The sequence below is a fragment of the Prevotella sp. oral taxon 299 str. F0039 genome, assembly GCF_000163055.2.
Classification (GTDB): Bacteria; Bacteroidota; Bacteroidia; order Bacteroidales; family Bacteroidaceae; genus Prevotella.
On the sequence record NC_022111.1, the window covers coordinates 311,546 to 325,023 of the forward strand.

Sequence of the window (13,478 nt, forward strand, 5' to 3'; positions counted from 1 at the left end):
TGAAAGTAATCTAATTATAGCGAAATAGCAATGCAATTACAAATAAGTTAAATCGAATTGAATAATATAAAGAATGGTAGACGAGTGTAATGACACTTTAGTCTACCATTTTTATGTCTTATTTTAAGTTTGGATTCAGCTCTTTAGCTTCGTAAGGGATAGGAAATAGCGTCTTATCTTCACTCTTTCCTGTTGTATCTTTATTGAATTTATTGAATCGAATGAGGTCAGAACGACGCCAACCTTCCCACATCAATTCCATAAGTCGTTCATTTAAGATGTTTTCAAGTGTAGCTTTTCTATTCGAGGCACCCACTCTTTGACGCACAATATTCAGTTCATTATCGCCCGATTCACCATTTCTCACCTTGGCTTCAGCCTGCATCAACAGTACATCAGCATATCTAAATAGAACGATATCGTTGTCTTGTAGCTTACCATCAGAGTATGCTTTGCGGTCTATTTCGTATTTCCTCATTCTCGCCCCTGCATTTTTTACATAGGGAGAGTAGGTTAAATTTAGTTCAACAGCAAGTGGAAGATAAATTAAAGGTGTGCCATCTTCGTTGCGAACGACCTTATTGTCTACCTTAACTGTATCCGAATAGAAGTTCAATTCGTAGCGTGGATCCACCGAAGTGGTGCCATATCCAAATGCTTTTACCGTAGAAACAGTGGCGCAAGCACCATTCTCAGCACCTAATCCCAATGCTCTTCCATGGTTGTAGTTGCGTGATCTGAATAAATATTGAAACTGATTAGCATATTTATTCTTATCCATTGGAATGGTAAAGATATTTTCTTTAGATGTTTCGTTATACACCTTAAAGTTCGAAGCATAGCTACTTTCGAGGGAATAACCTGCTTTGGTTATCTCGTTGCAATAATATTGAGTGGTTTCCCATGCGTTCTTCTTACTTCCTTCAACATCAAAATAAATCGAAGCTCCATTCTTTCTTGCCTCCCTTCCAGGATTATTGCAAGTATAAACCTCTGCATTTAGAGCCAATTTAGCCAATAAGAAATGCGCAACAGGCTTGGTTATTCTACCATAATAGGCACCTTCGTAGTTCGAATGTTCGTTAGCAAGATGCTTACTAGCCTCTTGTAGCTCTTTAAACACAAACGAAAAGACCTCATTTCGGGGCGTTTTGGTCACCTCATTCACCTTTAACGAGGTAGAAGTAACTAAAGGAATGTTGCCAAACATATCCAAAAGATAGAAATAATACATCGCTCTTAACGCTCTAATTTCAGCGTTATAGCTTTGAAATTGTTCGTCGGTGAGCACTGCTTTATGTGCTTTTAGAGCCTCAGACGATTGATTACAGAGCATAACCACTTTGTAGAGATAGCACCAAGTGGCATAAAGTTCGCGATCTTTTTCGTTCCATTGTTGTGTAAAAAGACGCTCCCAAAAGCCTCCATCATACCAATCTCCCCCTCGAATAGGTATAATTGCCTCATCACTTGTAAAGGTATTATAATCGTAAACACCTCTATATGTGCCCTGAAGTCCGTTGCTATCTTCGTTTCCGCCAATGTAATTATAGAGTGTTCCCACTGTGTTGAGATATAAACGGGTGGGGTTGTTGTAGCTATCTTCGGGCGAAATGCGGTCTTTCATGGGCTCTGATAAGCAAGAACTCAATAACAACGACATTGCAGCTGTTGCGCCAATAGATGCCCAAAGGGCTTTTTTCTTCTTTATAATCATTATTGGTTTTGTTTAAAAGTTAGAACTGAATACCCACACTTATTGAATAACTACGATAGGTTGGATAAGTGTTTTTATCTTCAATACCAAGTGTTTTGCCTACAATAAAGCTATTTATCATTGGCGAAACACCACTATAACTGGTTATGGTGGCTAAATTATTCACGCTAAGTGATAGTCGAAGTGCGCTAATAAACTTATTTTTTATATCGAAATTATAGCCCAATGTAAGATAATCGAAGTTGAGATAGTCGCCTTTTTCAAGCCAATAGTCGGTGGCTCTTTGGTCTTTTATGTTCATTTCGGGTGCTTTTCTCATTACATTATAATCAGGAAAGCTGCTCATATTCATCATACTTAAAGCCGTTGCGTTGTAGATTTTATGGCCAAAAGCACCATTCATTTGGAGCGATGCGTCCCAGTTTTTGTAACGAATACTGATGTTTGAACCCAAAGTTGCTTTGGGAATTGCTTGACCTGCAATGTATCTATCTCCTCCATCTTCAATGTTTATATCGTTATTGTTATCTAAGTCGACGATATTATATCGCTTTGAGCCATCTTGATTGGTTGCTAATCCCTTTGAATGAGGTAGATAAAACACGCCAAGAGGTTGCCCTACGATTTGATATACAATGTTATTTTGCCCTCCATGGAATCCTGCTCCATCCAAAGAAGCTATCGGAGTGACGTTAGGTGATGATAAATTTTCACCTCTATAGGTACCACTTAGTGATAAAAGTTTATTCTTTTGGAAAGCAACATTCAAGTTAATATTGAGCGATAGGTCTTTTGTCTCAATAGGAGTGAGACCTAATCCCAACTCAAAACCGCTGTTACTCATGCTACCAATGTTTGCTAATAGCGTGTTATAAACGAATGGTGGCACGCTAACTTGATAGTTATAAAGCATGTTTCGGGTCTTAGAATAATAGTATTCGGCTGTGAATACAAGCTTATTCTGCCACAATGCTGTTTCAAATCCAATGTTAAAAGAGTTTTTGTTCTCCCATTTTAAATCGGGATTGATATTCTTTAAGTGTCCAAGAGTAATGGTTGGAACTCCCAAATAGGGCACAACTCCAGCAGGAAGCTGCGCAAATTGAGCGTTATACGATTGTATTCCACCTAAGTTTCCACTCATACCATAACTCGTTTTGAGTGTTAATGCGTTAATAACACGATTGTATCTTAGCCAAGGTTCTCTCTTTATATCCCATTCGAGCGCAACAGAAGGGAAGAAACCCCAGCGGTTTTTGGGTGAAACAAGCGACGAACCATCTGCTCTGAGGGTTGCACTTAAAGTGTAGGTATTGAGTAGTTTGTATTTAGAAGTAAGCAAAAACGATAGTAAAGACGGACTTGCATAACTGCTAAAGGTGCCTTCTTGAGGGTGAATAGAGCCTGCTCCGAGGTTATTATAGCCCCATTCGTCATTCATAAATCCCTTAACTGTGGTGTTAAAAGCCGTTCTTGTGCTCTTTTGATATTCGGTTTGAGCCTCTAAATCTAATACATGTGCGCCCCATTTTTGATGGAATTGTGCTGCAAAATTAATCAACCAGTCTTCTGTTTTGCGTTCTTGTCGATACGCTTTACCTTGTGCTTCGGTTGCAAGAGGGAAATATTGGTTGTGTTCTAAGCTGTTAAAGGCATACGAGCTGAATAGTTTTAGATGCAAAGGTTGTGCAACTGCCACGTCAAAGTTGATATGTGTGATGAAATTAATACCATTTTCGTGGTCTTGAATGCTGTTATATGCAAGTGGAGGAGGTATTTGTGAGGCCCCAGAGTTAAGATCCCAGCCCCCAGAAGCATTGCGATGCGCAGGATAAGTGGGATTTTGTGCAATAGAAGAATAAATGAGTTTGCGTATGTCTGCAAGGTTTTTGGCAGACGTAGACGAGCCAAACACGCCTAAATTAATGGTTAGTACGTTGTCGAACGCTTTTTGGTTAAGGTCGAATTTAGCTGTTAAATTGTTATAGTTGTTGTTCTTTACAACCATTTCGTGTCCCGAATAGCTCACAGAAGCACGATAGTTCGATTCATCAACACCTCCACTAAAGGCAAGATGGTGGTTCTGTATGAGTCCAATTCGAGTAATTTCTTTTTGAAAGTTGGTGTTATATCCGCCGTCAATAGCAAACTGATTGAGTGCTTTGGCTGTGGAAATATATTGTGATCCGTTTAAAACTTCAATCTCAGAAGTAGTGTGTTCAACGCCTATATTGGTGTCGTATGAAATCTTAAACTTTCCTGCTGCACCCTTTTTTGTTGTTACTAAAATCACACCCGATGCACCTCTTGAACCATAAATGGCTGTTTCTGAGGCGTTTTTCAATATGGTGAACGAGGCAATATCAGCGGGATAAATGGTTGAAAGTGATGCAAGATCGCTCGAAACACCATCGATAATCACCAAAGGATCATTGCCTGCAGTTACCGAAGTGGTTCCTCTAACACGCACACTATTGAGCATTGCGAGGCGTTCTGCACCGCTGTGGGCAATGTTTACACCTGGAACTTTACCACGAAGAATATCTAATGGGGCGGCAATAAAACGCTTATCGAAACTTTCATTTTTAAGCTTCTTAATGCTATAAGTCGTCTTAGTCACTACTTTTTTACGCTTGTGTTTTGTAGGATTGATAGATCCTACCGAACTATAATCCCCATTACTCAATGCTATTGTGCAATAAGTGAGGAGTGAAAGAGTAGAGATGGAACGAAATAATAGCATTTAAGAAGATTTTAAAGAGTGAATTATTTATTATCTTGGTAATATTTTAAGCCTGTTTGGACATTCTTTATAACTGCGTTTGACGAGTAAGTTGCGCCGCTAACAGCATCAGGTTCGGTTTTACTTGCTTTGCTTACGCTCTTTCCGTCCCATGCAGTTAAGAGGTCTTTTAAGCGTGCAAAGAACTTAGGAGTTTCTTTATTGGGAAGGGCTTCTACCTTTATTACCTTGTTTTTCTTGATGAAAATCTTTACAGGTGTTGCACCTTTAAATCCTTTTACGTCTTTTGTTAAACTGGTAGTGTTAACGATAGTCACTCCGTTTTCTTTTGTTATTACCTGATCTTCGGTTGATGCACTCATCAAAGTGAGTGAGAATAGGGCGAAACTTGCGCCTAAAATTAAACTAAAATACTTTCTTTTCATTGTTTAAAACATTATAATACAAAAACATCTTGTACCTCTAATTCATTTGACTTTCAATGATGGTACAAAGGAAAACAATAAAAGTTATCCTTTACAAAGATATAAATAATTGTGTAGTTGAAGGAGTTTTTTAAGGTGATATTTTTGTCTTTATATTCTAAAAGAAGTTTTTAAGACTTCCAATATCACTGCTTTTATGTCACAATAGCATTGATATTGGGGTGTAAAAACATTGCTTTTAGTGTGCAATAACAATGCTTTTAGAATAGAGTGGTAGAGGGTACTGATAATGAAGGCGATGAGTTTGTTATACAAAAACAAAAAAGGCAGACTCTAAAAAGAGTCTACCCCAATTTCGAATACATTGTTTTGAGAACAAAATTACTTTTTGTTTATGATCAAAATATAAAATTAATCGTCTATAGAAAACAAAGGATCGTCATATGTAAGCATGATAGGTTTTTGTGCTTCCATCTTAAGTAGGTTCTCAGGAACATACTTTTTGTTTACAACAAGGCGGAACATATATTCGTTAAACCAATCATTTGTCATAATTAAGTAACCTTTTTGTGCATTATCTGTTCCCCAACTGTTTTCAACTTTCCATTTTGTTGGCTTTCCGTTAGCATCTAAATCCACTGCTGTTAGCGTCATTGCGTGCGTGCTTCCGCTGTCAAATGTAGAGATTCTTTGTGCTTTATTCATCTTAAATGATGTGTCGAACAAAGTAGCATAGTCGTAGTTTTTAGGGTCTAAGAAGCCTCTTTCTTTGTCCATTTGCTTGCCAACGTCATAGCTTGAGTACATTTTTCTGCCGTCTTTTAATGATGCAATTGCCAAATTAGCAATGTCTTCCATAGGCAAGTTGAGGTATTTCCAGTTATGACCGTCGTATGTATGGCGATCTAAGTCAATCTCATAAGTCTTATAATAAGGGTGTCTTGGGTCGTTCATCACCATAATAAACGAGCCATTAAGCTGCTTTCCAACTGTTTCTTGATAGAAACTTTGTGGTGTATACTTCTTAGTTGGGGTTACAGTTTTGCCCTCTTTGTTGGTGAAAGCATAGTTAAATTCTTTAATTGGCTCACCAAGTGTCATGCTTAAGATATAGTATATCTTGCTAAGCATTTCGGTTTTACGTTTTTGGATGTCGCTATCTTTCTTCTTGTTAGCTACCATTTGGCGTAGTTCTAAGCCATATTCACGCAATTTAGAAGAGATAATACGAGCCATTCTACTTGTGTTTTCAGACGAATAAGTCTCTGGAACCACGCTCATAGGTACTAAACCATACTTCTCAACGAGGTCTGCTACACCGCAAAAGGTACCTCCATCGTTGATAGGATGTTTGAAAAAGAAAGTAACATCGTTATGATCTAAAGGCTTATTTGCTGTGTTAATTGCTCCTTGAAGCATGAGATTAGCTTTCTCTAACTGGTCATAAAAGAAGAGATAGCTATGAGAATATTCTACAGAAAGGGTGTCGTTGTGTGCTTTTGCAAAGTTAGCTCTTAGCACATTCAAACCTGTAAACATCCAACATCTACCACTACTCTTTTGATTATGAATGTTTTGTTTGGGTGTTTCTACGCTAAAGTAGGTGTCAACCTTACCCGAATTAGCATGATTCTTAGCGAGATTATCAATAGAATTAGCTGTAAGTGCGTTGTATAAAGCTTTGTTTTGGTTGGCAGAAACACTGCCTTTGCTTATTTGTTGTAGCATATCTGCGCTAATTCCGCCATTCTTTTGCTGTGCATTAGCTGTTGTGGTAATGGTCATAAGGATACCTAAAAATAGTTGTTTCTTATTCATATTATCGTTAAAATGTTTGTTTTATGCAAACTTACGACTTTTTTTTTACATTTAATGAGTTTGTAATTACATTCTTATTGCAAAGCCGTTGTTTGCCGAAAACAATACTATATTATGTTAACATGTTTCTTTGTTTGATGTCAAGATATTTGTTTATGACATCAGCTGTTAGTTTATCAGGAGAGGTGAGCAATGTAAGTACACCGTGATTCTTTAGGTGTGTAACCAAAGAATGCTTCTCTTGAATACCCTTATACAGCATTGCTTGAGTGTAATATCCTTGCACGTCGGTTGGAGTTTCTTTGGATTGGTCTATCATTTCGTTATCTTCAAAGAACACAACAAGCACTCGATGGTGTTGAGCAAGCTGTATAATATAAGGTAATTGGCGTTGTAACGACGAGAGATTGATGAAGTTGGTGTAGAGAATAAACAAGCTTCTTTTGTTCACCAATCGGTTAACTCCGATACAAAGGTTCGAGAAATCGCTCTCACCAAAGGTGTTCTTTTCGTTGTAAAGACGTTCTTGTATTTCTTGCATCTGCGTCTTTTTCTTGGTAGCAGGTAAGAAAGTGTTCACCTCTTTGTCGAAAGTTATGAGTCCAACTTTATCGTCTTTGTTCATAGCAATATACGAAAGCACTAGTGAAGCGTTGATAGCATAGTCTAAAAGAGTCATCTTTTCGAATGCTTGTTGCATCACTCTACCTTTGTCAATCACATTAAATATGCTTTGAGAACGCTCGTCTTGATAGACATTCACCATCAGTTGGCCACGTCTTGCCGATGCTTTCCAGTTCATAGAGCGATACTCGTCGCCCTTAACATACTCTTTAATGTGCTCGAAATCTGTGTTGTTTCCAATCTTTCTAATACGCTTTATGCCTTGGTCTGTTATCCTATTGTTGATAGCCATTAGCTCATATTGATGCAATTGCTTGTAAGATGGATACACTTTTATGGTTTCAACCTGCTTAAAATGGTAGCCTCTTTGAATTAATCCGATTGGACTTGAAGTGTAAGCATGTATTACATCGAACTGATAAGCACCTCTTTTAAAAGGCTTTAAGTGATAAACAAGGTCTTTTGTTTCTTCCTTTTTAATCTTAATTTTAAACAAAACGTCTCGTCGTTGAAATACAACTGGTATTTCATCGATCACCTCTATGCTAACGGGAAAGATGTATTTGTTCTCTATTTCGATAACAACTTTATTCTCATCTCCATTCGAAAATCTGTTGTTACACTTTCGCTGTGCCTTAATTGCTTTTTTATAGTAGAGTGAAACGAAATCGATTAGTATGAAACCAATTAGTGCAAGCAGCGTGAACCATGATATATTGAATAACCATGGCAGTGAGTAACTGAGAGAAAACATCACAATGATGATTCCCATTGCTATGTAAAAGCGGAGTGTTAGAAACATTATAGATTCTATTTTTATCGTCTGTTAAATCAGATTAGAATGCAGAGCATTTTAATTACATATTCTTTTGAATCTTAAAAGCTATTCTTTTGCATTGCAATAGCTATCTTTTTGCATCGTAAAAGCACTGCTTTTGTGAATGAAAAGCAATGTTTTTATTTTGAAAGAGATATTCTTTTAAGAATCAATTACTTAGGCACTTCGATCTTTTCAACAAGTCGTTGAATGATTTTGGTGCTGGTGTAGCCTTCCATTTCTGCCTCTGCGGTGAGCAAGATACGGTGAGCAAGTACGTAAGGTGCGCAATATTTGATGTCATCTGGAGTGATATAATCTCTTCCTTCCAATATTGCTATGGCCTTAGAGAGTTGCATAATGCCCACAGAAGCACGTGGAGATGCACCTAAATAGATGGCTTTGCTGTTACGAGTTTGTTGCACAATGGCAGCAATATATCTTAAAAGACTTGGTTCGATATATACTTTTTGAAGCAAAGAACGAAGTTCGAGCAACTCTTTTGGAGTGATGATGGGTTGAATATCTTGAACCTTTGTGATGTTAGTCTTTTCATTATGTCTTATAAGAATTTCAACTTCCTCCTCAATGTTGGGGTAGTTCATCTGTATTTTCACAAGGAAACGGTCTAATTGAGCTTCAGGAAGCTTGTATGTTCCCTCTTGTTCTACAGGGTTTTGAGTGGCAAAAATGCTATAAATCTCGTCCATTTTATAAGATTGTCCGTCGATAGTTGCCTGGCGTTCTTCCATCACTTCGAACAAAGCTGCTTGTGTTTTAGCTGGTGCTCTGTTTATTTCATCGGCCAAAATGATGTTTGCAAAGGCTGGACCTTTATGGAAATCGAAAGTTGAAGTCTGCATGTTAAACACCGTAGTACCTAACACATCACTTGGCATAAGGTCGGGTGTGAACTGTATTCTGCTAAACTTTGCGTCAACAAGGCGTGCCATTAGTTTTGCAAGAAGGGTTTTAGCAACTCCTGGAACACCTTCAATTAGAACGTGTCCGTCGCACACTAAAGATGCAAGTAATAAGTCAACAACTTGCTCTTGGCCTACAATCGTTTTAGAAATTGCACTTTTTAGTTCTGCAATCTTATTTGAAAAGCCCGTAAGGTCTAATCTTTCTCTTTGTATTTCACTCATATTTATAATGATAATTTATTTGTTATTTTATTGATATTCTTGAGATGTTTGATCATATCTGTTTCAGAAATGTTATATGAAAGCATCGAAATGAAACGCAATTCCTTTATTGTTTCCTCAATAAACGATAGCTCTAAGCCTGTTCTTGATGCTAAAGCTGCAAAGTTTTTGCTATCATCTTCGGTGTCTTCAAGATGAATGAAGGTGGCTTTATACACATCTTCGATAAACGCTTGATATCGTTTTAAGATGACTTCGTTTGTTGATTTGTCTCGTTTATATAGGTTTCCGAGTTGCTTTGCAAACATAATTGAAGCGTTTCTTGGCTCTCTTATGATTGGAATGATGTGCTGTTTGCGACGTGCAAGCATCACTAAAAGCACCAAACCAGTGATTATCAGTAATGCGAAAGCAGTTTTAAGACCAGGCTTTTCTGTAATATAACTAAGAATAGAAGGCTCTGTTGTTTCTTTAGCTGCCATGGTTCTGTCGATACGAATGATAGGTTTATCGCTTATTTGTGCCATCAAACGGTGTAAATAAACATTGGTATGAGGGTCGAGAACGCCCACATTTGTGAATACAATAGGGGTGCTAACGAAGGTGATTTTACCCTTTCCTAAAGGAATAGTAGCGGCTATTAGCTCTTGAGTTTCAACGCTACTGTCTTTTACTACCGTTATTTCTGCAAGTGGAATAGCTTGAGTTGAGTCTACAATTAGCGTGTTTGCGGCTACTGCACTGTATAAATCAAAGACCTCTTTGCTATATCCTTTATTTGTATTTATCCATGTTGCAGGTATGAAATTGTTTGGATCATCACTGCCAATGACATACTCTAGGTCTAGATAATCATCTAATTGCTTTGTGTCTATCAATACAGAATCCTTCTCAGAGTATATCCTAAAGTAGTTACCTGCAACCATAATGTGGACTCCTTTCCTTACAATTTCAAATAAAGCGTCGGCTTCTATGTCTGAAACATAAAAGTCTTCATTGGTGTAAAGAAGGTTATTTGTCTTGTATGCTTTCGATGTTTTCAATTCACTAAAGGTTAAATTCTGCACCGAATAGCTTTTTTTTAGAGTTGATTTCATAATACTATCGAATGCAAAACACCCCAAAGGTTCTTTGTTATTATATGAATATGAGGGATACCAATCGTGTCTTACGGGTTGAATAAGAATGGCAAATGCACTTAAAATAACTATGACAACGATGGTGATAATAAGAATTGTGCGTCCTTTCATTTTGCTTTTCCTTTCAAAATAATAGATTGATATCTTTCCATCTCACTGCAAGTAGATTCGTCGGCGTTATATTTTCCATAGCGAATCTTCATAAATTGCGATGTCATATAATTGAATTCACTCATCTTTACCTCGTAAGTATATTGCTTAACTGTTTTGTTTGGCAACCAAAGAATGCGTTCTTCCTTGCTCAATAGATACAGAGTTTGCAAATAGATGAGCAGTGTTAAACGATTGAGATCATTGTTTTGGCGAGCCAAGCTAATTTCTTTTTCAAAGTCAGTTGTTTGAATGTTTTCTTCTTTTAGGGCGTCATCTACCTGCATTTTCTTGTTAAATGAAAAGAGATGAGGGATTTTTCGGTAGATAGCAAAGCATACTATGACTATAAAAACAAAGCCAAAGGTATATAAAACAAAGTCTCTTATCTCTTGAGTAGGTATTAATGCATTGAAAAACTTTTCGAGGATATCACCTAAGTTGTCGGAAAGTATATCGAAAGAGGTGGTTTCTCGTGCTTTTTCAGCAATGTAATGAAAGTTTTTATCATCATTAAAATGCTGAATAATAGCTGTATCTATCCTTAGAGTATCTATGGGATTATAATTCATTTTAATTACTTTCTAATCTTCAGAACTAATGTCTATATCGTTAATCTCGTCCAATTTTTGGTCTATGATGTCGTTATTTAGTTGCTCAAAAATATCGATTGAGTTGTCAATACTCTTGTATTCCGTCTTTTCCATCGTTGCTCCATACACCAAAGTAGTGCCAATTGTGAAGAAAATAACCCACAAGATATATCCCAAGTGCGACACAATTTGGGTTATAATATTTAGCGCATTATAGCTAGATGAGTGTGTATAACTATAAAGTGACGATGCATCCACACCCGTAAATACCTGCATAGACATGATAATATAGAAAGGAATGCTTGACAATAGGCTAATGAGAAAGAAGATAAGTCCTATTGTAAACACGAAACCTATAATGCTTAACCAATTATAAAAACCCAATTTTATGCTTTTAGAGATGGCTCTCGACAAGCTAATATCTTCTAAAACATAGCATGGAGTCAATAAAACTAAAGTGGGAGAGAGTATTAAAAAGGTAAAAAATACAAAGCCCCCAATGAGAAGTGCCTTAGCAAAAAAGTCGAAAGAAGTATTCGTTACTACTATACCAGGTAAGTATAATGCGCATATAAGCGTAATAGGTATGAAGGAAAACACCACTAAACGCTTTGCAATAGAAGGTATATGCCCTATAATGTCTTTAACTTTGATATTGGTAGGGTCTGTTGTTCTATCGAAATATACCTCCTCGAATGCAAAAACAATACTCATAAATAAAATGGCAAACAATACGTCAACTATCGAGACACATAGAAATCTGAGCATCATAGTGGTGCTTATAATATCGTTTGTGTCAAATTTAGAACCCAAACTAAAGTAATTTTGGATAGCAAAATCAATAGGAATATTGATGAAAGCCGTTATCAATGCAATGATAGCAAAGAGCTTAAACAGAACACGTTTATTTTGTTTAGCAAACGAAAACAGCGTATTGATGTTTTCGTTAAAGCTTCTTTCTTCGTATAACTCAATCTTTTTTCTGTCTCTTATCATATACATTGCGTTTGTAGGGTAAGTAAATATAATAGAAAAGAATAAAGCATAGCGACAAGAAGATGATGAGTCCTCTTATAAAGAACGGCCATTCGGTGTGTCGAGTGATATATCCTTCGATAAAACCAGCTATAATTGTGATGGGAACAACACCCACAAAGATGCGCAAACCCTGCATAGCACTGCGTTTAAAGGCAATCTTTCTAGAATAAGTTCCAGGCACAATCCAACCCAAACCCAATGCTAGTCCTGCCGCACCACTAATCACCATTGTTGCAATTTCAAGCGTTCCGTGAACAAATACCGTAAAGAACGATTCTTTAAATACGCCCTGTTGATATAAGAAAGTTTCGAAACAACCAACCATTATACCATTATATAATAACGAAGTGATGGTTCCATAGCAAGTGATAAGACCCGAAGCGAATGTTCGAATATCTACCCAAAGGTTGTTTAAGGTGATATAAAAGAAGCTAAGAAACTCCCCTTCGGAAGCATAAACCGCCATAGGTTTGCCTGCAGCGATATTGTCTAAGGTCATACTAATATAGGAAGGACCTAATATTGTGTTGGCAAATTCGGGGTCTCCGATGGTTGACACAATGCCAATAAGCATGCTAACTGCCAATATAATGAGTGAAAGCAAGTGATAATATCTTGTTTTATACACCGTGTCGGGTACTTCTTGCGTCCAAAAAGTGATGAGCCTGCGCCACGACTCTTGCTTACTACTATATATATTAATATGTAGTGTGAGGGCAATATCGTTGAGATAATTGGTAATTGGCGATGAAGGATAATTGGTTTGAGCAAAAGAAAGGTCAGAGGTGATGTCAAAATAAAGGTTAGAAAGACTCTCGGGACTTTCTGCTTGTATATTATCTAATCGCTGTTCTACATCCTTCCACTTCGCAAGATTTTGCTTTATAAATACTATTTCTTTCAAAATAATTAACGAGTTTATTTGTATTTAGATCGTGAAAACACACGTAAATATAAGTCTTTTTTTTCGTTCTTACAAGTAAAAAACATCTTTTTATTTTTCTGGTTTATACCTTTGTGTATCAATGGGTTATTAATTCGCTTACAAAAGCTATGAAATTACTTGCAAAAAGCAATGCTTTTAGGGTGCAATAGCACTGCTTTTAGATGTCAACAACAATGCTTTTCATTTTTTATGGTTATGATGTTGTTTTAAAATTCTTCTATTGTTGTGTAATTGATTATTAGTTAATACCTTTGCGAAGTAGAGCTGTTTCGATTGAAAAAGAAATGATTCGCTTTGTAAATGTAAAAGCAAAACAAATT

General features: G+C 36.8%; 10 protein-coding genes. All 10 read right to left on the reverse strand.

The genetic code is table 11. The features are described 5' to 3' along the window. Positions 1–118: 118 nt before the first annotated feature. The 10 genes from HMPREF0669_RS04140 to HMPREF0669_RS04185 all read right to left on the reverse strand — a co-directional run bounded on the left by HMPREF0669_RS04140 (position 119) and on the right by HMPREF0669_RS04185 (position 13,116). Positions 119–1,717, reverse strand: a complete 1,599-nt coding sequence (locus tag HMPREF0669_RS04140; protein ID WP_009227263.1) for a RagB/SusD family nutrient uptake outer membrane protein — start codon at positions 1,715–1,717, stop codon at positions 119–121. Positions 1,718–1,736: 19 nt separating this feature from the next. After that, positions 1,737–4,460 (reverse strand): SusC/RagA family TonB-linked outer membrane protein, encoded by a 2,724-nt coding sequence (locus HMPREF0669_RS04145; RefSeq protein WP_020967158.1) that lies wholly within the window; start codon positions 4,458–4,460, stop codon positions 1,737–1,739. A 23-nt stretch (positions 4,461–4,483) separates the two neighbouring features. Beyond that, positions 4,484–4,885, reverse strand: a complete 402-nt coding sequence (locus tag HMPREF0669_RS04150) for an FMN-binding protein (RefSeq protein WP_009227265.1) — start codon at positions 4,883–4,885, stop codon at positions 4,484–4,486. 411 nt (positions 4,886–5,296) lie between these two features. Further along, positions 5,297–6,703, reverse strand: a complete 1,407-nt coding sequence (locus HMPREF0669_RS04155) for a C1 family peptidase (protein ID WP_009227266.1) — start codon at positions 6,701–6,703, stop codon at positions 5,297–5,299. 112 nt (positions 6,704–6,815) lie between these two features. Continuing rightward, on the reverse strand, positions 6,816–8,129 hold the full coding sequence (locus HMPREF0669_RS04160; protein ID WP_009227267.1) for a DUF58 domain-containing protein: 1,314 nt from the start codon (positions 8,127–8,129) through the stop codon (positions 6,816–6,818). A gap of 188 nt (positions 8,130–8,317) precedes the next feature. Further along, positions 8,318–9,292 (reverse strand): MoxR family ATPase, encoded by a 975-nt coding sequence (locus HMPREF0669_RS04165; protein ID WP_009227268.1) that lies wholly within the window; start codon positions 9,290–9,292, stop codon positions 8,318–8,320. 2 nt (positions 9,293–9,294) lie between these two features. After that, the gene (locus HMPREF0669_RS04170) at positions 9,295–10,542 is read right to left on the reverse strand and encodes a DUF4350 domain-containing protein (RefSeq protein WP_009227269.1); all 1,248 of its coding nucleotides are present in this window, start codon (positions 10,540–10,542) and stop codon (positions 9,295–9,297) included. After that, positions 10,539–11,153, reverse strand: coding sequence for a hypothetical protein (locus HMPREF0669_RS04175; RefSeq protein ID WP_009227270.1), 615 nt, complete (start codon positions 11,151–11,153; stop codon positions 10,539–10,541). The genes HMPREF0669_RS04170 and HMPREF0669_RS04175 overlap by 4 nt, the downstream gene beginning before the upstream one ends. Before the next feature lie 12 nt (positions 11,154–11,165). Beyond that, positions 11,166–12,170 carry a hypothetical protein gene (locus HMPREF0669_RS04180; protein ID WP_020967159.1) on the reverse strand — a complete coding sequence of 335 codons (1,005 nt, stop codon included), beginning with the start codon at positions 12,168–12,170 and terminating at the stop codon, positions 11,166–11,168. Then, the gene (locus HMPREF0669_RS04185) at positions 12,145–13,116 is read right to left on the reverse strand and encodes a stage II sporulation protein M (protein ID WP_009227272.1); all 972 of its coding nucleotides are present in this window, start codon (positions 13,114–13,116) and stop codon (positions 12,145–12,147) included. The genes HMPREF0669_RS04180 and HMPREF0669_RS04185 overlap by 26 nt, the downstream gene beginning before the upstream one ends. Between the last annotated feature and the right edge of the window lie 362 nt (positions 13,117–13,478).